Annotated in this window: 18 protein-coding genes; 6 read left to right on the top strand and 12 right to left on the bottom strand. The window is 49.8% G+C overall.

What is annotated here, in order from left to right; translation table 11 throughout:
• Positions 1–4: 4 nt before the first annotated feature.
• Positions 5–1378, bottom strand: a complete 1374-nt coding sequence (locus AC0YNV_RS06060) for a hypothetical protein (protein ID WP_475766673.1) — start codon at positions 1376–1378, stop codon at positions 5–7.
• 211 nt (positions 1379–1589) lie between these two features.
• Between AC0YNV_RS06060 and AC0YNV_RS06055 the strand changes: the two genes are divergently transcribed.
• The 4 genes from AC0YNV_RS06055 to AC0YNV_RS06040 are packed head-to-tail and all read left to right on the top strand — an operon-like array spanning position 1590 to position 5407.
• Positions 1590–2969 carry a spore germination protein gene (locus tag AC0YNV_RS06055; RefSeq protein ID WP_475767311.1) on the top strand — a complete coding sequence of 460 codons (1380 nt, stop codon included), beginning with the start codon at positions 1590–1592 and terminating at the stop codon, positions 2967–2969.
• A gap of 14 nt (positions 2970–2983) precedes the next feature.
• Positions 2984–4096 carry a Ger(x)C family spore germination protein gene (locus AC0YNV_RS06050; RefSeq protein ID WP_475766671.1) on the top strand — a complete coding sequence of 371 codons (1113 nt, stop codon included), beginning with the start codon at positions 2984–2986 and terminating at the stop codon, positions 4094–4096.
• Positions 4097–4109: 13 nt separating this feature from the next.
• A complete protein-coding gene (locus AC0YNV_RS06045) occupies positions 4110–5213 on the top strand; it encodes a GerAB/ArcD/ProY family transporter (RefSeq protein WP_475766669.1) in 1104 nt (367 codons plus the stop codon).
• A complete protein-coding gene (locus tag AC0YNV_RS06040) occupies positions 5210–5407 on the top strand; it encodes a hypothetical protein (RefSeq protein ID WP_475766667.1) in 198 nt (65 codons plus the stop codon). Before AC0YNV_RS06045 ends, AC0YNV_RS06040 begins: the two co-directional genes overlap by 4 nt.
• Positions 5408–5476: 69 nt before the next feature.
• Here AC0YNV_RS06040 and AC0YNV_RS06035 read toward each other — a convergent pair whose 3' ends face one another.
• From AC0YNV_RS06035 to AC0YNV_RS06010, 6 genes are all read right to left on the bottom strand, one after another.
• Positions 5477–6151 (bottom strand): SDR family NAD(P)-dependent oxidoreductase, encoded by a 675-nt coding sequence (locus tag AC0YNV_RS06035; RefSeq protein WP_475766665.1) that lies wholly within the window; start codon positions 6149–6151, stop codon positions 5477–5479.
• 102 nt (positions 6152–6253) lie between these two features.
• Positions 6254–6823 carry a YdeI/OmpD-associated family protein gene (locus tag AC0YNV_RS06030; protein ID WP_475766663.1) on the bottom strand — a complete coding sequence of 190 codons (570 nt, stop codon included), beginning with the start codon at positions 6821–6823 and terminating at the stop codon, positions 6254–6256.
• A gap of 157 nt (positions 6824–6980) precedes the next feature.
• Complete coding sequence (locus AC0YNV_RS06025) at positions 6981–7172, bottom strand: YgaP family membrane protein (RefSeq protein WP_475766661.1); 192 nt, start codon at positions 7170–7172, stop codon at positions 6981–6983.
• A gap of 103 nt (positions 7173–7275) precedes the next feature.
• Positions 7276–7458 (bottom strand): helix-turn-helix domain-containing protein, encoded by a 183-nt coding sequence (locus AC0YNV_RS06020; protein WP_475766659.1) that lies wholly within the window; start codon positions 7456–7458, stop codon positions 7276–7278.
• The gene (locus AC0YNV_RS06015) at positions 7458–7946 is read right to left on the bottom strand and encodes a Crp/Fnr family transcriptional regulator (RefSeq protein ID WP_475766657.1); all 489 of its coding nucleotides are present in this window, start codon (positions 7944–7946) and stop codon (positions 7458–7460) included. The genes AC0YNV_RS06020 and AC0YNV_RS06015 overlap by 1 nt, the downstream gene beginning before the upstream one ends.
• Positions 7947–8100: 154 nt before the next feature.
• Positions 8101–9711 (bottom strand): alkaline phosphatase family protein, encoded by a 1611-nt coding sequence (locus tag AC0YNV_RS06010; protein WP_475766655.1) that lies wholly within the window; start codon positions 9709–9711, stop codon positions 8101–8103.
• A 214-nt stretch (positions 9712–9925) separates the two neighbouring features.
• On the opposite strand from AC0YNV_RS06010, the gene AC0YNV_RS06005 reads away from it, so the two are divergent.
• The gene (locus AC0YNV_RS06005) at positions 9926–11587 is read left to right on the top strand and encodes a CBM96 family carbohydrate-binding protein (RefSeq protein WP_475766654.1); all 1662 of its coding nucleotides are present in this window, start codon (positions 9926–9928) and stop codon (positions 11585–11587) included.
• 128 nt (positions 11588–11715) lie between these two features.
• Here AC0YNV_RS06005 and glpX read toward each other — a convergent pair whose 3' ends face one another.
• The 4 genes from glpX to AC0YNV_RS05985 form a co-directional block, all read right to left on the bottom strand.
• Positions 11716–12714 (bottom strand): class II fructose-bisphosphatase, encoded by a 999-nt coding sequence (glpX, locus tag AC0YNV_RS06000; protein WP_475766652.1) that lies wholly within the window; start codon positions 12712–12714, stop codon positions 11716–11718.
• A gap of 164 nt (positions 12715–12878) precedes the next feature.
• On the bottom strand, positions 12879–14363 hold the full coding sequence (gene zwf / locus AC0YNV_RS05995; protein WP_475766650.1) for a glucose-6-phosphate dehydrogenase: 1485 nt from the start codon (positions 14361–14363) through the stop codon (positions 12879–12881).
• A 251-nt stretch (positions 14364–14614) separates the two neighbouring features.
• A complete protein-coding gene (locus AC0YNV_RS05990) occupies positions 14615–15193 on the bottom strand; it encodes a TetR/AcrR family transcriptional regulator (protein ID WP_210045305.1) in 579 nt (192 codons plus the stop codon).
• 140 nt (positions 15194–15333) lie between these two features.
• A complete protein-coding gene (locus AC0YNV_RS05985) occupies positions 15334–16131 on the bottom strand; it encodes a helix-turn-helix domain-containing protein (RefSeq protein ID WP_475766647.1) in 798 nt (265 codons plus the stop codon).
• A gap of 226 nt (positions 16132–16357) precedes the next feature.
• Here AC0YNV_RS05985 and AC0YNV_RS05980 point away from each other — a divergent pair, with 226 nt between their 5' ends.
• Entirely contained in the window at positions 16358–18511 is a 2154-nt protein-coding gene (locus AC0YNV_RS05980) for an alpha-amylase family protein (RefSeq protein WP_475766645.1), read from the top strand.
• Between the two features lie 81 nt (positions 18512–18592).
• Here AC0YNV_RS05980 and AC0YNV_RS05975 read toward each other — a convergent pair whose 3' ends face one another.
• Positions 18593–20728, bottom strand: a complete 2136-nt coding sequence (locus tag AC0YNV_RS05975; RefSeq protein WP_475766643.1) for an alpha-amylase family protein — start codon at positions 20726–20728, stop codon at positions 18593–18595.
• Between the last annotated feature and the right edge of the window lie 37 nt (positions 20729–20765).

Here is a 20765-nt window from a genome sequence, read left to right as displayed (position 1 = left end):
CTGCTTATGACCTGAGGCTGATTCCATGCTCCGACAGATGCGCGCGCAAAAAGGAGAAGACGAATACCTGGGTAGGACGTCCTCTCCCCGCTTTGCGCACTTCCGCCTGCTCTGCCAGACCGGCGTCCGCCCATTGCACCAGCAGACGGTTCGCGCTGCGGGTCGTCAAATCCAGCAGTCCCGCCAGCTCGCCGGCGGTATAGTCCAGCTTGCCATGCCGCGATGCAGAGGCGAACAGGCGGCTTAAGTACGCTGTCGTCAGTCCCGCCTCCTCCGCCGTCTTCAATAACGACGAGTCGCCAAAGCTGAGATCGTACTGAATCGGCTCGGACATTTCGAGCGGCCCGATGAAGGTTTGATCCTCACGGACGATGAAACAGGTGCCTCCACCCGCATCTTTCGTGCTGCGCAGAGCGGCCCGGGCGTTCGTTCCTGCCGCATTGGCCGATACGCCGAAGCCGATGCCTACGCTAAGCGACAGGCCGAACCGTTTCTGGGCTTTCGAAGCAAGCGAGATATATTTGTACCCGCCTGTTTCCCGTTCGAACAGTCCGCGGGTCGTGAAGAACAGGAATTCATTGGGACCAAGCGGCGTCAGGCAGCCGTCCAGCTGTTCGATAAAATCGAGCATGGTCCGCTCCACGTCGAGCCGCAGCTTCTGTACCTCGTGCTCGGAGCTGCAGCTGCGTATGACAGCGTCGAAGTTGTCGATGACAACCATGCCGACAACGATTTGCGATTCCTTGCTTCTCCTGGTTTCCGTGGACAACAGGGCACGCTCCAGGGCAACGACGATATCGTTGTCGGCCGGCTCCATATAGGCACAGGGAATACCGATCGTCTCCAGACGCTCGGCAACGCGGCGGTTCGCCGTCAATGCCGCCGAGCTTGTCCCATCCTGATAATGCCGGAGGTGGAACTGGTACATCTCATCTGCCGAGGACCCGTCTGTCTGGCGAATGCTTATCATTCGCATCGAACCAGGTTCGGTCCCATTGATCATGTGCCTGATCATGTCCTCCGGGAAGGTATCGACCGTCACGCCTTCAAGCACGGCCGATCCTTGCGCAGCCTGCATCAGCAGCCGGCACAGCGCCTTGAAGAAGCCCGCGCCCGATAACGGCAAATAATGCATCGGTATGGCCGATGGCAGTCTCTCCTTCACAAGCCTGAAAGTATCCGGGTCGGTCATGAAAAGCACCTCCACTTCGCCAAGCAGCCCGGCTGCGCTGCGGATCATATCCTCGACATGCTCTGTCTGACGAACAATGGGCCGGAACGATGGAAAAGACCGCAGAACGCGGAGAATGGGTTCCATCAGCTCGTGAGCGCCTATGAGGCCGATTGGAATATCTTTGTTATTATGAAGCTCCAGCATGAAGAGGGCTCCTCCAGTCGAAAGCGGTAGTGCGCTTTTTTCTATATCATAAGTGGCACAGCCGCTCCAGTGCAACTGCCCGCCGCATAATATTTCCTGAATTGGATAATGATAAACAAAACCGCAAGCTGGCTGGTTAGGAGGGCATCATCCTGATTCTCAAAGACACGGGCAGACAGGTCGTCGATCAAATTAAGGAACGGCTCGGACAATCGCCGGATTTGTCAGCCATGAATTCGAGCTGATTTCCGGTTTGAGCTTATCCTGCCTCTATATCTCAACAATCGTATCCTCGGAACAGATTGACGAATTCATCTTAAAGCCTGTAATGGTACGAAGTCAGGGGGCGGAACCGCCGCATGACCCTATCGAGTGGTTGAAATCTTTCATACCCAGGGTGCAATCGAGAGAATGCTCGGGAGCCTCTGAAGGCATCCGCAATCTTCTTGAAGGACACTGCCTGCTTATTCCTGCCTTCGGCGAGTACTATCTTAGCTACGATGTAGCCCAGGCACAGGCGCGAAGCGTATCCGAACCTGCAACAGAGGCCTCCATTCGCGGTCCGCGGGAAGGCTTCGTCGAAGATATCGAGCGGAATGTCGCATTAATCCGAAAAAGATTGAAATCCGAGCATCTGGTGTTTGAGCAATTGGTGATCGGAACTGAAACCCAGACCCAGGTCTATCTGACCTACATCGACAACATCGCTTCGGTGCAAACCGTGGATGAATTCCGCAGACGGCTCAAGTCCATTCATACGGACAGTATTCTGGAGAGTTCTTATATCGAAGAATGGATTCAAGACACGGCGTTGTCGCCGTTTCCCCAGCTCATCAGCACGGAGCGTCCGGATTCGCTCACAGCCAAGCTGCTGGAGGGCCAGATCGGAGTCGTTACGGATGGCACGCCGATTGTGCTTATCGGACCGATTACCTTTTTTCAGCTCTTTACTTCACCCGAAGACTATTATCAGCGGGCGGATATCGCTACGCTGTCGCGCTGGCTGCGGATGCTTGCCTTCCTGCTCTCCATATTCGTGCCTGCTCTCTACATCGCGGTGGTAAGCTATCATCAGGAGCTGCTTCCTACTTCACTGCTAATCAGCTTGGCCGCGCAGCGCGAGGAAGTGCCCTTCCCAGCTTTTGTCGAAGCTACGATCATGATCATTACCTTCGAGATTTTACGCGAAGCGGGACTGCGCATGCCGCGGATTGCCGGACAATCCATATCGATCGTGGGAGCGCTTGTGCTGGGCCAGGCTGCGGTGGAAGCGGGACTTGTCTCTGCTGCAATGGTTATTGTCGTTTCTCTGACTGCCATCTCCAATTTCGTCTCCCCCAACTACAGCTTCGGGATTTCCCAGAGACTCGTACAGTTCGCATTTATGAATCTGGCCGGATTAATGGGTTTATTCGGTTTAATGTGCGGCGTTTTTTTTCTCCTGGTGCATCTCGCTTCATTGCGGTCGTTTGGCGTGAAATATCTCACCCCACTGGCCCCCGTCGTCTTCTCTGACTGGAAAGATACGCTGGTTCGGGTTCCACGGTTTATGATGAAGCGATTTCCCAAAAAACGGATGGTCGATAAATAAGAAGGTGCCTTGATATGAGAGTTATATTCATCGCTGTGCTCATGCTGGTGTTGTGTACCGGCTGCTGGGATTTGAAAGAAATCAATTCACTTGCGATTGCAAGCCTGGCCGGAGTCGATAAGGATCCGGAGTCTGGTGACCTTCTCGCCTATTACCAGGTCATTAATCCGACCGGTCTGTCAACCAGACAAAGCGCTGCGACGAAAGCTGCTGTATACACCTATCACTTTAGGGATTTTAGCCACGGAAGATTCACAGAGCAGACAGGCACCTCTATGCCAAGGCGCTTTTTTACGGCCCATCTGCAGAGCTACCTGATATCCGAACGCTATGCCCGGGAAGGGATACTGGATCTGATCAATTTTATCGAACTTAACCCCGAACGCCGGTCAAGTCTGATTGTTTTTATTACGGATAGTCCAATGCACACGGTCATGAACAGCTTCACTCCTTTGGACAGAGTACCGGGCCGGTTTATCCGCGCCTTGTCGAATCAATATAAACCCAACTTCAGTATGAGTGTTTATCCAATCCGGTTTAAAGACTTGGCCAAGGATATCAATCTTCATACGCCGACTATCCTGCCCATCATTCATTATCATGGAGAGAAGCCTTCCTCCAACAGCGACAGAGTGGAAGAAATCGATGCAAGCGAAGACGGAATCAGCTTCAAAGTAGGAGCCGTGCTCATCCATTCCCGTATGGTTGGCCGTATCGACGAGCAATCAAAGATCCTGTTCTTCATCATGAATAAAAAGTACAGAGAACTGACAGAAACTGTGGAAATCAAGGGCAAGCACGTAGATGTCACGGCGAAGAATTTAAATGTTAAACGCAAATGGATCAAGCCCGCATCGGAGCTTTCTTTCCAAATTACTGGCGACCTGAAAATATTGAACAACCAGCAAACGAGCAAGATGACCGTACAGAATCTGCATTTAATCGAGGAGGCATTTAACCGGAAGCTGGAAGAAAGGGTGCTCGCATTGGATCAGATGGGCAAAACAAAAGGCTGGGATATGCTCGGCATCCAGGAAAAGACATGGCGTCAGACCAAGGTCACGATTAAGGTCAGCTCCAGGATGACAACGACCGGGAACACCAGTACACCATATCTTGAAGAATAGAGGGAGCCAATAGATGGAGAACGCTCAATTGAGTGGGTGGCAGTTATTTAATCTGACCTTTGTATACATCATCGGCACCTCGTTTATCCTGCTGCCGGGGAGCCTCATTGCGAGTGGCAAACAGTACGGCTGGCTTATAATTGTCTGGGCTGCTCTGTACGGCCTGATATTGTCCTGCTTCTGGCTGTATTTGTCCAGCCGGTTTCCCGGGATGAGCATTGTTCAAATCGCAGTCCAAGTGCTTGGCAAATGGGCCGGGGGATTGGTTTCCCTCCTGTACATCCTTTTCTTCATCCAAGTCGCCTCCTGGGTAACGCGCAACCTCAGTGATTTCATGCATATCAATCTGATGCCCCGGACACCGCTGTCGATCTTCAATATCATGATCCTGCTCGTATGTGCGTATGCGGTTGTGAAAGGAATCGAAACCATCGCTATGGTGAGCGAGTTTTTGGCTCCAATTGTTAATCTGGCATTCTGGATTCCCTTCTCGGTGATGATCAGAGAATGGGATTGGCAGAATTTCAACGTTCCTGGCGTCTTTCATCCTTGGGACACGCTCATCCATACCCGCTATGCGCTTGCGTTTCCCTTTATGGAGACTGTCATTTTTATGATGATATTTCCATTTGCCCAGCGCCGGTTAAAAGTTATATTCCTGTCGGGAATCGGGGGTGCGGGACTCCTTCTCAGCATGTGTTTTTTTTTTACGATTGGCATTCTTGGAGTAGAGCGGAGTTCTCACCTTATCTATCCCGTATTTATCATCTTTCGCGAAATGCAGTTTACGAATTTCGTCGAGCACTTGGAATCGATTATTTCCGTGAACATCCTTCTTATTGTCTGCCTTAAATTAAGCCTGCTGTTTTACTGCGCGGTACTTGCCATATGCCAGCTGTTCCAGATTAAAGAGCGAGCCGTTGTAGCCTATCCGCTGGTATGGATCATTTCCGCCTATTCCCTGTTGTTCAAAAACATTGTCGAGAACGTCGATTGGATCCAGAAGTACTTATTCAATTACTACACGCTATATGCGATCGCGTTCCCCGCCATTCTCATTGTATGCTCATGGCTGAGGAAGACAAATCATTCGCAGGGAAGTGAAACGGCGACATGAGCCTGATGATTTTTTTATTCATCTTGTTTCTGGCAGCCGGTATATGGATGATGCGGTCCAATCAATCAGGCAAGAAGGATAAAGCGCTTTTTGTCAGCATTACGACGCTTGGTGCCGCTCTCTGGGGGAGCATCATCGTCCGTCATCCGTTCGATTTGAATAAGTTGATCGCCTGGATGTTTTATTGGCAGTGAAACAAGAAAAAGAACATCCTCACGTTATGCTGCCGCAGAGGATGTTCTTTTTTGCCATCTATCTGATCATTAATTCAAGTGCTGCATGACGCCTTGTGGATAAGTTTCTTCATTTACCGTCTTCTGTTCATAGAGATTGTACCAGGCTTCAGCTACGTAATCAGGATCAAAATTGGTTCCTCGTCTTATTAACGGGCTGATAGAGAGATGGCCTACATAAATCCCCTTCGGTGACAGCTTGTCGTGAAGATTCAGAACATAATTCCGCAGGCCAGCCATCGCGATCCCCACATTGCCGAAGATAGGACTGGGATTCATCGCCGACAGATCGGTTGTGAACAATAAAGCCCCGCTTCCTCTCTCAAGCATACCGGGTATGACTTGTCTTGCACTGTTGACAGCCCCGAGAACCAGATTGTTGTAAGCTTGAATAACCGACTCGTCTGTCGTGTCCAGGATCGAGGTGACCGGCATATTACCGCTGTGAGGGCTGTATTCCAGGACATCAATGGAACCATATGTATGATGAATACGCTGAAAAGCTTGAAGGAGCTGATTCTTATTGGTTATATCGGCTGCGAATCCTGCTGCCTCAATTCCCATTTCCTTTAACTGCTCACAGTATTGATAGAGCTTCTCCTGTGTTCGCGACACCAGCGCAACTTGAAAACCATGATTGCCGAATTTCTTGGCCAATGAAAGTCCAAGACCTGGACCTGCTCCGATGATTGCCAGAGTTTGCAAAATGAATCACTCCTCCCGATGACTTTTTTTCTGGGTTAATTTACCATTATTCAAGACTATTATATCATTTATGTACCTTAAGGTAAATAATTATTTTTTATCTTAGTAATCCAGAAGGCGTCCGTTATCATGCCATTGACCGTACATTTTGTTTTCTTTAGTATTTGTTATGAATTTATCTAATCTGCTCTCAAATAATACCGGCTGATTTATATTGCTTTGTATCGTGTCGATCCGAACTCTTTTATAAAGATCTGAGAATGCCATAAAATTCTCATATCCTTGCTTATCCTCTTTTAGCCTTTGCTCTATAACCCTGTCTATTTTAAAAGAATCGCTGCCCATGTCAGGAAGCACCTTTCTTCCTTCGTCCTGCATTAATCCCAGCTTTTCGAGGCGGCGGACACGTTCTTTATTCAATTCGGTCCATGAACTCTTTTTACTTCTGGGAGACAGTCTCTGCGCAAGCCCCGTTTCAGATATTTTCTTTTTGACTCCATCGATCCATCCAAAGCATAAAGATTCCTCGACCGCGTCCAGATATAACAGACTATCGGGGTTCGGCGTCATACTGACGACTACCCAACAAAATTTTTCAGTCTTACAATTCTCCTGTAACCAATTCCTCAAATCTTCTCTCGATTTTACTGTAATTAGCTTTTCAATTTCCATAGATAACATATGCTCCTTTCCAGGTCGCCCTCCTCTTTGACAGGCTAAGTATGTGAATCACTACTGAGAACATGATATAAGAAGAAGTATGACAACAGACTGTCATACTTCCTCACACAACTGGCACCCGAAAACCATATCGCTCACCTGATATGATTTAACGAATCCTGCAGGTATTGCGTCCAAGCAGTTGATTGATGGCGCATCTTTGCGTGAGTCCCGTGAACAGGAACGGCAGCGAAACAAGACCGGTCAGCTTCCAGTAACCGGGCATAAAATAAAACAGCGACAATAATGCGATACCCAGCAATATGCGAATCAAACGATCTGCTCCTCCAACATTTTTCATGACCAGCGGCTCCTCTCATTTCGATTTGTTTATCTCGCTTCCACAAGACGATAATAACAAATTGAACAAGAGCCATCCGTAACAATGTCACATAACGAGCCAATTACTCTACATACACTTTAAGCCCTTCCCGTCTGATATCGGAAATTCTCCCCCGGGACACGTTAAGGAGACCTTCCTTCTGCAAGGATTTCAAGGTCCGGCTGATCACTTCCCTGGCCGTTCCCAGCTCTACGGACAAGATATCATGGGTTATGGCAAGACTGTCGCTCCCATCCTCTGTCATCAGGACAAGGTATTCGGCAACCCGTCCGCGGATGGATTTGAAATTGATGCTGTCCAGAAGATTGGACATAATGAATAACCGCTTGGCGAACATTTTGAAAATAAACTGTCTGAAGCTTTGTACCGGTCCATCCAATCTCTGAATATCTGTACCGGAATGGCGAGCACAACGCTCGGGCTCTCCACACAGGCCGAGGCTTCATATTCGCTCTCGCCCAGGATGCTGGCCATCATGAGGGGGCAGCACTCGCCGCCGTTGATTCTGTAGAGAGTGATCTCTCTTCCGCTGCTGCTGATTTTATACATTCTTACCGTGCCTTCGAGAATGAGAACCGCATACTCCAGAAACCGGCCTTCGTCAATGACATGATTGGGCTGTATCTCCATGATAGCGATCCCCTCTTCGCTCCAATCCTGAATGGAAATATCGGCTAAGCTCGGGAAAAGCGCGGTTATATGAGAAACATGCTGCAGGATATCGGAAGACATGGATTCCATCCTTTCAAAAATCAGATGTAATAATTCCATCATTATCGAAATTAGCAATATAGCATGTCTCCTGAGAAATTGCAATCGAAAGAACGCTTCGATTCCCCGGGGATTCCGGGGAATGAATGTCAAAAACCCGGGAATCCCTCCCGGGCTACATGTTGATTTGCGTTTTCTTCTTTAACAGCTCAAGCAAATAGGCCTTTACATCAACCATCCGCAAATATTGCGGCTGCTTATTGGTTCCGCTGATGATCAGGGGGACAAGCGATTCCCTTTTGCGGATTGAGCCGTGACCCCCGCCCCCCATATGCGTCGGAGAGCTTCTGTCCGCAAGTTCGTAACCCGGCTTGGCCGTGACCACCAGAAACTCGCCTTGATGCGAATTCAGCGCGCCTGACAGCCGTTTCAGCACATCGGGGTATTCACCGTAAGCCAAGGAATGATCGGCAGCATTCACCTTCAGGTCCAGCACCTCATTGTCCTGCTCGACCTTCCAGGATTGATGATAAGGATCGGTTAGATTTCCGTTTGCTTTGAATCGGAGCTGTTTGGCGGTTGCCCCTTGCTGCGCGTATATCCAGCCCTCTTCCTTCCAGGCAATCAGATCGATGCGCGGATCTTTTTGTAGTCCCTTGGCCACGTCTCTTATCGGACGGTCTGCATGTACGGCATACACATAAGCCATTGTTTCATTGACGGCGAGGACAATGTCGATCCCCTTGTCCACGGTTTCTCCGGGATTTAACACACTCGCGTCTTCAAACATATTGTGGATATTGATTACCGGATTCTGCGCATCCGGCAGGATCTGGGTCATTCCGCTGTCGCCGGCAATGATAATGACCGCGTCCTTCAAGGCTTGTTCCGGCGAGCCGAATGCCTGAAGCAAGGATTGAAGCTGCTGATCCACCTTAATGACCCCATTCTGCTCGGAAGGACCGTTGCGGTGAAGCTTGCGGTCCAAGTCAGGCAGGTATACATACAAAAAATCCGGCAGTTTATTGGATGTAATCAAATATTTGACGGCTTCTACAGCAAAGTCATTATTGAACCCCATTTTATTGATCAGACCATCGGGCAGATCGATGGAGCCTTCAAAGGGATTGGACAATGAACCCAGGGCCAATAAATCCGGTCCCTTCACCTTAATTTCCCTGGGCAAAGAGGTTGGGCCCTGCACCCATGCCGGAATTGATATTGTATGATTAGACATTCCCCGGTAGATCAGCCCGTTGATTGACCCGGATGTCAGCCCCTGTCCGGCCAAATCCTCATAGATCGTGGGCAGCTTGCTGTTTAAGTGACTCCCGTTTAAATGGATCAACGCATCGGCCAGTACCGGGTTGATTCCCTGTCTGGCCACTTCCATCGGCCCGGTCCCGTAATTGATCAGTTTCTTGAGGTCGGCTGAGTACCAGGTGAGACCCGGCACATGATGAGCATCGGGGTATTTTCCGGTAATGAGCGAGCTGTCGATCGTGATGGACATCGTGGGAAAAGAGCTGACAAGCTCTCGGTAATATTGACCATGTTCGATTAGAAATTCAATAGCCGGAAGCTTGTGCTGACGGATTCCCCGGTCGATTGCTTCAGGCATCAAGGAATCCACCAGGAGCAAAATGACCTTTTTCGGATTGTCTTTGTCTGCGGATTTGATCCTCATCAAATCCTGTTCTTCCGGCTTCGGATTGCGGCATCCGATTATCAAGAGCAGCATTAGGATCGCCAGTACGATTCGGTTCTCTTTTTTCAGCAAGGCCATACACCCACTTTATGTATATTTTGCCGCTGGGCTCTGGATGTTATACAGGGCATTTTAGGTCACGGTCTGTTTGAATCGGATAAATTGGCGACAATTTTGCACTGTGCAGAAGACCGTTTTCGCGGTACGCTCCACACCCAACTTTGATACCTTAATGGGTGAAGGGGGTGAAGGCGCTTATTGAATAAAAATCCGCTCATTAAGGAGGATTTTAATGCTCAAAAAGTACATGGTCATGCTGATAGTCTTCATGCTTTTTTCAATGACGCTATATCAAGGCGGTCCAGTCGCGGAGGCGGCTGCGATCACAACCAACACTCCTTCTGCCGATACGGATACACAAAGTGACGGTACTGCCGGCACAAATGCGAATTTGTACACCAGTCAATGGAACAGCATTTTCACAAAATTCAGTTTGACGGGCTTATCCGGAACGGTAACGAATGCGAAGGTCCGAATTTATCATTCCTCACATGTCCTCAACCATACCCTGATCGTCAGCGGCGCGTCGACGGAAAGCTGGAACGAAGGCGGAGCGAAGCCAAGTCTCGGAACGCAAATCGCCAGTCAATCGGTTACAGGCACCGGCTACTATGAATTCGATGTCACCTCTGCCGTTCAAAACAAGCTCAGCGCATCGCAATCTTCCTTGACGCTGGGCTTCAGCACCAATATCGGAACGTGGGAACAATACCAGTCCCGGGAAAGCGGGAATAAGCCGCAGCTTGTCATCACAACAGACAACAATGGCGGCGGCGGTACTGGCTCGATGAAGATCGGCACCAATTTCTGGTTCCTTGCTTCATGGAGTGGAGAAACACCATTCAAAACCAGCGTGAACTGGTCGACCGCGTATGCAAGCGGGACGGATATTTGGAATCCGGTCTTTATCAGCGAGTTGGCTCCGTATTCGACCCTCCGGTTCATGGATTGGGGCGGAACGAATAACTCCAAAATCCAGACCTGGTCGCAGCGGAGGCTGCCGACAGATCCCGGAAACAGCGATATCGGTTATATCGGGTCGGGTGATCCGATGAAAGCGGGTCTCGCCTACGAATGGATGATCGATCTATGCAACAGGACGAATAAGGATATGTGGATCAATCTGCCTCATCTGACAGACGATTCGTATGCACAGCAGCTCGCAACGCTCATCAAGCAGAAGCTCAACGCCAATCTGAAAGTGTATGTCGAATATTCCAATGAGACCTGGAACGGGGGATTCACGCAGTTCCAGTATACCCTCGACCAAGGCGTCATCAATGGTCTGCCGGGCTCCAATCAATGGTATCAGGGCGGCGCATTCAGTCTGTACCGCTCAGTTCATATCTGGCAGCAGTTCGCCAATGTCTTCGGCAGCCAATTGTCTTCAAGAGTCGTGAGAGTAGCCTCGTTCAGCGGCAACTATGATATTTTCGATCAGAGCTACAACAGCGTCATCAACAGCACCGCCTGGAACCCGACTAGTCAAAAAGCGGATTTATTTGCCATTGCGCCATATGTCGGCAGCGGTCTTGACGGGGCAAGCCCGAATATTCAAAGCGCGTTCCATCAGGATATTGATGCAACGTTCAACGACCGGGTACTGCCTGCCGTGACGATCGCTCAAAAATATAATGTCCCGCTTGGCACCTATGAGGGCGGACAGCATCTGCTGGTCAATGCCGACCAGTGGAGCGGCAATCCGGACATTTATAACGAGTACACCTACATGCTGAATAAATTCGCACCTTATTTCATTCTCTTCAGCCACTACACGAATGCTGGAACCTGGTCGACGGGCGGAGCTTGGGGCGCCAAGCAATTTACGGGGCAACCGGCAGCGAATGCGCCTAAATACCGGGCAATTGCCGATTGGATCGCGGCCCATCCATGAGATGAAAGCAGCTGCTTTATGGAAAAAAAGCGGTTGAGGAGGATGTAGCCCTGCTCAGCCGCTTTTCGCTTTTATGTCTGCAAGCCCCCCGCACGGAGATTGCGGTTCATCCAAACTATATGGATTAATTACGGTGTCTGACCTGATATGTTTGCAGAGCTTCCTATTTGCTGCAGGTTTTTGTTCGGCAAATAATGGATCGCCTTGATAAAACGAATGGTTCTCGTTTTGGCGCGCATAACCATCGAATTAGTTTCCGCATGTTGATCAGGGAGGTATCGTACACCCTTGAGAAACTCGCCATCCGTCACGCCGGTGGCCGAGAAAATCACATCATCGTCCCCGACCAAATCCTCCATAGACAGGACTTTGAGCGGATCCAGAATCCCCATCTCGATGCAGCGGTCGTATTGCGCTTGATTCTCGGGCATCAATCTGCCCTGGAATTCACCGCCTAAGCATTTCAATGCTGCTGCAGCCAGCACACCCTCTGGCGCGCCGCCAGAGCCCAGATAAATATCGATCCCAGTCTCCGCGAATGCAGGCGCAATAGCCCCTGCCACATCGCCATCCGACAGGAATTTGATCCGTACTCCGATATCGCGCAAGGTATGAATCAGATCTTGATGCCGTTCGCGGTCCAATATCATAACGCTCAAATCGCAAACCTGTTTATTCAGTATGTCAGCCGCTTTTCTTAAAGTGGTCTCTGCAGGGTCGAGCAGACTGAGCTGCCCGGCCAATGCTGGTCCGACGGCAAGCTTCTCCATATACATATCCGGAGCGTGCAGCAAATTCCCTTTATTGGCGATCGCAATGACAGCCAGGGCATTGTTCAAGCCATTGGCCACGAGTGTCGTGCCTTCCAGGGGATCGACTGCGACATCTACCTCCGGCCCATGCCCGTTACCCAGCTTCTCGCCGATGTACAGCATCGGCGCCTCATCCATTTCGCCTTCTCCGATTACAACGGTTCCTGCCATGGATACAGAATCAAACATAAGCCGCATCGCTGAAGTTGCCGCGTCATCTGCGTTCATCTTATCCCCCCGGCCCATCCAGGGTGCGGATGCCAGCGCTGCTAACTCCGTCACACGAACAACCTCCAACGCTAATTCACGTTCCACTTCTGTAAAGTTTCCTGGATTCTTATTAGTCCATCCTTTGATATTCCGGTCCAGACGTAACCATCCTTGATATTTTGCAGGAATGCTGCCCGAATCATACATCCCCGCATAAAATCATTGCAATTCTGCCATAGCTCTTATTAACAGATGTGTTCGTCCGAGTGTCAGGCATACGCTTCTCTTGGTATCCTTTGAGCGAGGGAAACGGGCTTGCTGTCAAACCACCAATGATTGCCATCCTCCGCGAGCAGAAGATCGGAAGCGTCCGGCCCGTAAGTGCCTGCCGGATAGTGATGAAGAGGAACAAGATCCTCATCGAATGCTTCCAGGATGGGCTGAACCCATTTCCAGGCTAATTCGACCTCATCCCAGTGGGCAAAGAACGTCGGGTCTCCCTGCAGAGCGTCATAAATCAGATTCTCATAAGCTTCAGGCTTGCCGCTCTGATTGAAATGAAGATCCACTGGGATGGTGGAGGTTACACCTTTATTTGGCAGATCTTTATGGTTTATTTGCAAAGTAACGCCTTCGTTCGGGCTAATTTCAAAAATCAGCAGATTCGGTGCCGTCTGCTCCTGCGCTGAATAGCTGCGCTTGAATGGCTTTTTGAATTCAATCACGATACGCGTTGATTTTTCCTTCATTCTTTTTCCTGTACGAATATAAATGGGAATATCCCGCCAGAAAACATCGTCGATTCGTAAACGGACCGCTACGAAGGTATCGTTCGTCGAACACGGATCAATGCCGGGTTCATCCTTATAACCGGCTGCAGGCTTTCCTTGAATGCTGCCGGCAGTGTACTGGCCGCGAACCACATCATTAACAACGTTTTCCTTTAGTAAAGGTTCTACGGATTCCATCACTTGACGTTTGCTGATTCGCCCGTCATTCTTTCCTAGCGTCATTAATAACTGCAGCATATGGTTCTGAAACATATCGCGGATCGCGCCGACATGATCGTAATAGCCGGCCCTCTCCTCAACGCCGACCGTTTCACTGGCTGTTATTTGAACATTGGCAATATATTGATTTGTCCATATGTCCTGAAGGGCAGGATTGGATTGCTCCAGAACATCAAGCTTCTGCACCATAGGCTTGCCGAGGTAATGATCAATACGGAAGATTTCTTCTTCTTTGAACGCTTTGCCCAATTCCTGATTCAATTCCTGGGCCGACTTCAAATCATGTCCAAAAGGCTTTTCGATGATGAGCCGTTTCCAGCCTTTTGCCGAACCAAGCCCGCTTTCCTGGATGCTTGCTGCTATTTTCCCGAAGAATTCAGGACCAACCGACAAGTAGAACATCCGATTGCCCGGCAAATGCAATTCCTGCTCACGCTGCTCGACGACCTGCAGAAGCTTGTGGTAATCTTCAATGCGTTCCACATCCATTACGCTGTAGCGGAAAGCTTTGACAAAAGCCTTGATTGACGCGGAATCGTCAGCTGATCTTCTGGAGAACGTATGCAGCGACTGCTCGACTTGTGCCTGAAAAGCTTCATCAGACCATTCTCTTCTTCCGAGACCAATGATGGTGAATGACTTGCTTAACTTATCATCAAGGAACAAATTATATAATGCAGGATAAATTTTGCGCTTGGCCAAATCTCCTGTGGCTCCAAACAAGACAAATGTTGTTGCCTCCATTTTTATCACTCCTTATGAGAATCATTACGGGTACAACGTAATTAACTAACATTTATATAGTAACACAATTTATTTCATTGTCTAGACTAAAGATATTTTTAGCATTTCTTATGGAGGAGGCTGGAAGAAGGAGCACCAATTCCATACTCATGCTTCCCGGATATGAAGAACTAAATCGAATGTTCGTTCTACTCTGTCCTATCGATTCATCGCAATAAAAATCAGGTTGAAAACCCTGATTTTCGCTCTTTTTACTTGAGAACCGAATTCCAGCAGGATTGAATGATCCTGTGTATATCATCATCTGTCAGCTCGAGATAGTTTTGCAGATGCCCTTTAATCGTGTAAACTGCGGTGCCGATATGCATCTGAACCATCAGCCTGGGTTCGAGATCAATAAACAATTGCTGTTGAACAGCTTCCGCATAAATTTTCGTCATGGGCCCGCACCAGCCGCCCTTATAGGCTTCATCCTTTGAGGACTGATAAATATATGGCGAGAAAGAATACTGCTCAATAAACTGAAAGCCCAGCGGGTATTCCAGGCTGAGCCGAAAATAATTTATCCATGCCCGTTGAAATTTCTCCTGAACGCTATCAAGCTCATGGACACCCTTCATTACGGCTTCCCCGTTAAACATGACAATGCCTTTAAATAATTCATTGATGATATCTTCCTTGCTGCTGAAATAGTGATAAATACTTCCGGTCGATACCCCTGATTCTTTGGCAATGAGAGACATCGAGGTCGCCTGCAGCTCTTTTTCATTAATAATTCGCAGGGTTGTCTCCAGAACAGCTTTCTGCACCTTATTATATCTCTCAAACATATCGCGTTCCTCCATAAAAAATCATTTGCAAAATAAAAGACCGAACGTTCAATCTGAGTATAGTCAGGGCAATTCTTATTGTCAAGATCCCTTTATTCCGTCAAATTTGAGGGCCATGAATATCTGGAACAGCTCTCAAATTATCCCTTGTATATTCTCAGCTCGGTTAAAAACCGGGTGGGTGTGACACTCGTCACTTTTTTGAAAATACGATTGAAATAAGCCTGATCGCAAAAACCGGTCAATTCGGCAACCTCTCTGATCAGGATGGACGGATCGGACAGCATCAAATCCTTTGACTTCGAGATCCTTATATAATGAAGGTATTCAATGGGAGCAGCTCCCGTCACCTCTTTGAACAAGTTGGTGATATAGCTCGGAGAGCGGTCGATCACATGCGAAAGCTCGGTTAACGTAATGGCCTTCCTGTAGTTGTGCTGTATATATTTTTTGAGCTCCTCGACAAGCATGAGCTTTTTGACCGGAATCTGCCTGCGCTCGTGGTCCTGATTCATAATGATCAGCATTTCCAGCAGGATGGCGTGACATAGCAATTCCTGATAAGCTCCCTCCATCAGCGAATGATGGTTCAGAAGCGAGAACCGCTGCTTGAAATAGTCCTCTCCATGTACCCTGGTCTTTAGCCACTTCCCGCTTTTGAGCAAAGGCAGCAGTTCACTATTGTCATCCCCGCTCAGGCTGAAATGGGTTGCAAACCGCTGATGGCCTGCACCGGATGCCGCTTCCCCGCCACGCACCGACCCGGCCGGAATAAACAACACATCGCCTTTCTTCAGATGGATCGTGTCCCCATTGACCCAATAGGTCAAGCTGCCTTCCGAAATATAAATCAGTACGTTCAGCGCGACCTGGGAAGGCTCCATATGCCAGTCTTGTTGATTATCCTGAAAAATGTAGCAAGTATGCAGCTTGAACACGAACAACGCCTCCTGAAAACTCTTTATCTAGTATAACGCAATCATTCATCGGCCGCTATAAATGCTGACTCCATAGCCAGCATTGAATTATACAAAAAATAGCTTGATCGTTAATAGATATTCCCCTATTTCCGATTTAAAATAAAGGGTGAAAGCGAATTCAAATCAATTCCTACAAATTCCAAATCATTGATTTGTACAAGCGGACTCGAAAGGACGGATGACCATGACAATGGAAAACAATAAGCAGACAATGCCCGATGCAAAAAAGCCTTGGTATGAGCGCACTCTTAGATGGGGACAAACGAACCTGACGGAAATGGACCCTGTCAACTGGGACAAGGAGTGGTGGAAGGAATACTGGGAGCAAACGAGCGTACAGGGCGTTATTGTCAATGCAGGCGGCATCGTCGCTTATTATCCCAGCTCCTTCACTCTTCAATATCGGGCTCAAGGTCTCGGAGACCGCGATTTATTGGGAGAATTCGTCGCGGAGGCCAGACAAGCCGGTCTGGCCGTGCTGGCCAGAATGGATATTAACCGGGCTACCCAGGATTTCTATGACGCCCATCCGGACTGGTTTGTCGTCAACGACAAGGGAGAGCCGGTGCAATCAAACGGGCGTTACATCTCCTGTGTGAACAGCGGTTATTACAAGGACTATATCCCTGAGGTATTGAAGGAGATTATAGCAAACTATCGTCCCGACGGTTTCACCGACAACAGCTGGACCGGAGCGTCCCGCAAAATCATTTGCCGCTGCGGCAGCTGCAAGACGAAATTTAAAGCGGAGACGGGACTTGACCTTCCTTCCGCATCCGATTACAACGATCCCGCATACCGGCAGTGGATCAGATGGAGTTATAATTGCCGCATCGAGAACTGGGATTTGTTCAACAGGATCACACATGAGTTTGGCGGACCCGATTGCTTGTGGCTGGGCATGTTCAATGCCGATCCGTTCAACCCTCATACTGCTTTCTGCGATCTGAAGGAGGTAGGAAAGCGCTCGAAAATCATCATGTGCGACCACCAGTCCCGGGATGGGAATACGGGATTCGAGCAGAACGGCCTCAATGGCCATTTGCTTCATAACCTTGCGGGCTGGGATACCGTCATTCCCGAGAGCATGTCCAATTATGTTCGCGGGGTCCGTACGTTCCGTCAGGGCAGCAATCCGCCGGCGGAATCCCGCTTGTGGATGATCGATGGAATTGCAGGGGGCATTTCTCCCTGGTACCATCACGTCGGCGCCCTGCAGGAGGACAGACGCCAGTTCGAGAACGCACCTCCTGTCATGCAATGGCATAAGGATAATGAAGCATACCTGTACAACCGGCGTCCTTGTGCGAATATCGGCCTGGTCTGGAGCCAGGAAAATACGGAATTCTACGGTCGCGAACAGGTCGAGGAACGGGTCGCCCTGCCCTGGCATGGCTTCGTCCAGGCGATGACCCGCGCCAGACTGCCGTTCGTGCCTGTACATGCCGACCATATTGCCAGAGATGCGGATGGTCTGGATGTGTTGATCCTTCCCGATCTGGCGGTAATCACCGATTCGCAGTATGAGGCGATCAGGGATTTTGCGGCAGCCGGGGGCAGTCTGGTCATTACGGGCGCATCCGGCACGCTCGACGAATGGGGGGAACTGCGGGAATACTTCCCGCTGCAGGAGATTACCGGCGTTACGCTGCTGGATAAGGCCAAGGGCGGCGCGGGAAACCTGAGCGGCAGCTGGGAGTTTCATGAAGCGCATAATTATTTCCGGCTGCCGGAGGAACGCCATGCCGTGCTGAAGGGCTTCGAGAAGACAGCCATTCTCCCATTCGGAGGAACAATCCGGCGCGTAGAGTCGAACGGGATGCTGCAGGCGCTTGCGACTTATATCCCCTCCTATCCCATCTATCCGCCGGAGTTCAGCTGGATGAGGGAGCCGCGCACAGACATTCCGGCCATGCTGGCGGGGGAGCATCCCGCAGGCGGACGCATCTTCTATTTTGCCGGAGACGTAGATCGCATTTATGGTCTGTCGCGTCTGCCGGACCTTGGCGATCTGCTTGCCAATGCGGTGAAGTGGGCAGCCGGCGACAAAACTCCCTTCACAGTCGAAGGCCCGGGCTACCTGGACTGCAAGCTGTACAGCCAGGAAGGCAGGCGAATGCTCCATCTGGTTAATCTCAGCGGCAGCCGGAATCCAGGGTATCTGGAAGAAGTTCTGCCGGTTGGCCCCATAGAGGTTTCCATCAAATTGGCTGGCTTTACCCCGGTTCACGCTGCACTCAGGGTGAGCGGCATGATAATAAAGCCTGAAATCCGGAATGGCTGGGCGAAAATCCGAATCGATTCCCTGCATATGCATGAATTAATTGTATGGGAATAAGCCAAGAATCAGCAAAAGAGCTGTCCCCCAGCCGCTTCATGGCTGGGGGACAGCTCTTTGCAGTGAAATATGCGCCAAGGCTCAATCCAATATTATAAGTTCATGGTCGGTTATCGAATCGATTTGGAACGTAACCCAGGAATCCTTTATTTCGGGTTTTACACTTATATTCCGGACCTTCAAGCTTGCGCGGCCCGGAACGATATCATCAACTTTGATAGAAACCGAGATCGGACCTACAGGGAGGTTTTCCTCCAGATAGCCGAGCGTCTGATTAGTCCCGCTAAGATTGACCAGATGAAGGATCAATCTTTCATTCTGGCGATATAATTTGCAATCCAGATAACCGGGTCCCTCCACCTTGAGCGGAATAGTACCGGCTGCTGCCCATTTAACCGCATTGGACAAAAGATCGCCCAGGTCCGGTATTTGCAAGCGGCCGTAACAACGGTCCACATCTCCCGCGAAGTAAAACAGGCGTCCTCCCGCGGCATGCTCTCCGGCAAGCATGGCTGGAATATTGGATCCGGACTCCCTCATCCAGCTAAATTCAGGCGGGTAGATGGGGAAACCCGGGATATAGGCAGCGACGCTTTCCATTTGCGCACCTGTTTGTACAATATGGACTTTTCCGCCAAACGGGAGAATTGCCGTGTTTTCAAAGCTTTGGATCACCGGATGCCGGTCATCGGGCAATCTCAAATAATTATGACCGTCATAAACCTCCAGATTAAAAGGCTTGCTTGCTGAATTTCCCTCTATCTGATGGAGATGCTTCATCCCGGTTATGGATTCCAACGGAAATTCACTTCTTGTTTCACCCCACTGGTCCAGTGTCGCGGTGGCCCCGGTAAATACGAGGCTTCCGCCGGCTTCCACGAATTCCCGGACAGCTTGGCACTGCTCATCGGTCATTGCCGCTAAGTCCGGCAAAATCAGGACATCCAGGCCTTGCGCGTCCCTTGCGATATGATCGGCGTTAACCGGCACATAAGGAATCCTTGCGCGGGTCAGGGACTTCACGAATCCGCTCCATGGGAGCGCGATCTTCTCCTTAACGTCATCCCGGCCGTAGAAATCCGTATTGTCCTGACTCCAAACAAGCCCGATATTTGCTGCCGGCAGGCGGTTATATAAATATTCTTCATTCGCCTCATGCCATTGCATGACTGGAGGAGCATTGTCAAATTGGCGCTTGTCCTCATGGACAGCGCCGATGTGGTGATACCAGGGTGAAATGCCGCCGGAGATTCCCTCGATCATCCACATTCGGGTTTCTTTCGGCGGATTGCTTGCTTTTCGAAACATATGCGGTCCGCGCAAATAACTGGCCATGCTTTCCGTAACTACATTATCCCAGCCTGCAAGCGTGTGAAGAAGGTTACCGCTCAGTCCGTTCATTTCAAACCCGTTCAGAACATCCCGCGACTGATGGTCGCACATGACAATTCTGGATCGTTCCCCGATGACCTTCAAATCGCAGAAGGAATGAGAGTTGATCGGGCTGCCGTGAACCATCCCCAGCCATAAACAATGAGGGCCTCCCGCTTCCTGAGCGGCTTTATTGAACAGGTCCCAGTTTTCCGTCCGGCAGCTATAGCTCCACTTGACCCAGCTCCGGTAAACAGGATCATCCCAATCTTGCGACAGCGGAAGATCATGTCCATACTCCTTCTTGAATTTCTGTTTGCAATTATCGCAAAAACAAATAATCTGCCGGTTGACGCCGGTCCAGCTGTTATCGGCAAAGCCGTCAGGTTGATAAAGGCGGATAATCTCCCGCAGCACCTGAGGAATGTATTCCTTGTAATAAGCGCTGTTCACACAGGAAAAATAGCGGCCGTTGGAAGTATGAGGTTCACCCTGGGCATTCACCACAAACCAGTCGGGGTGCTTATCATAGAAGTCTTTAGTCGCCCTGTTTACATCCATTCTGGCCAGAACGGTCAATCCTTCTTTTCTGGCTGCAGATGTAAACTCGCCGAAAAAATCCCGGTCGCCCAGACCTTGAGCCCGGTACTGCAAGTCAAAGGAGCTGGGATAATAAGCGACAATGCCTCCCGCGTTGACAATAAGCCCCTGAACCCGCGTTTCACGCCAATATTCTTTCCACATGTCCATGTCGATGAGGCCGGGGTCCATTTCCGTAAAATTGGTCTGCCCCCACCGCAAGGTCCGCCGATACCAAGGAGTTTCCGTGGCCGTTTCATCTGTCATATTGGTTACATCTCCTTTATTTTCCAAAGCTGATCAG

It is taken from the genome of Paenibacillus sp. JT31N11 (assembly GCF_056269285.1).
The sequence above is the reverse complement of the archived record's forward strand: the minus strand, read 5'-3'. Positions and strand labels throughout refer to the sequence as shown.

Bases quoted from the DNA above. Each gene is read 5' to 3' on its own strand.
- AC0YNV_RS06060 (WP_475766673.1), bottom strand. From the start codon at position 1,378: ATGCTGGAGCTTCATAATAACAAAGATATTCCAATCGGCCTCATAGGC.
- AC0YNV_RS06050 (WP_475766671.1), top strand. From the start codon at position 2,984: ATGAGAGTTATATTCATCGCTGTGCTCATGCTGGTGTTGTGTACCGGC.
- AC0YNV_RS06045 (WP_475766669.1), top strand. From the start codon at position 4,110: ATGGAGAACGCTCAATTGAGTGGGTGGCAGTTATTTAATCTGACCTTT.
- AC0YNV_RS06040 (WP_475766667.1), top strand. From the start codon at position 5,210: ATGAGCCTGATGATTTTTTTATTCATCTTGTTTCTGGCAGCCGGTATA.
- AC0YNV_RS06030 (WP_475766663.1), bottom strand. From the start codon at position 6,823: ATGGAAATTGAAAAGCTAATTACAGTAAAATCGAGAGAAGATTTGAGG.
- AC0YNV_RS06025 (WP_475766661.1), bottom strand. From the start codon at position 7,172: ATGAAAAATGTTGGAGGAGCAGATCGTTTGATTCGCATATTGCTGGGT.
- AC0YNV_RS06020 (WP_475766659.1), bottom strand. From the start codon at position 7,458: ATGACAGAGGATGGGAGCGACAGTCTTGCCATAACCCATGATATCTTG.
- AC0YNV_RS06015 (WP_475766657.1), bottom strand. From the start codon at position 7,946: ATGTCTTCCGATATCCTGCAGCATGTTTCTCATATAACCGCGCTTTTC.
- AC0YNV_RS06010 (WP_475766655.1), bottom strand. From the start codon at position 9,711: ATGGCCTTGCTGAAAAAAGAGAACCGAATCGTACTGGCGATCCTAATG.
- AC0YNV_RS06005 (WP_475766654.1), top strand. From the start codon at position 9,926: ATGCTCAAAAAGTACATGGTCATGCTGATAGTCTTCATGCTTTTTTCA.
- zwf (WP_475766650.1), bottom strand. From the start codon at position 14,363: ATGGAGGCAACAACATTTGTCTTGTTTGGAGCCACAGGAGATTTGGCC.
- AC0YNV_RS05990 (WP_210045305.1), bottom strand. From the start codon at position 15,193: ATGTTTGAGAGATATAATAAGGTGCAGAAAGCTGTTCTGGAGACAACC.
- AC0YNV_RS05980 (WP_475766645.1), top strand. From the start codon at position 16,358: ATGACAATGGAAAACAATAAGCAGACAATGCCCGATGCAAAAAAGCCT.
- AC0YNV_RS05975 (WP_475766643.1), bottom strand. From the start codon at position 20,728: ATGACAGATGAAACGGCCACGGAAACTCCTTGGTATCGGCGGACCTTG.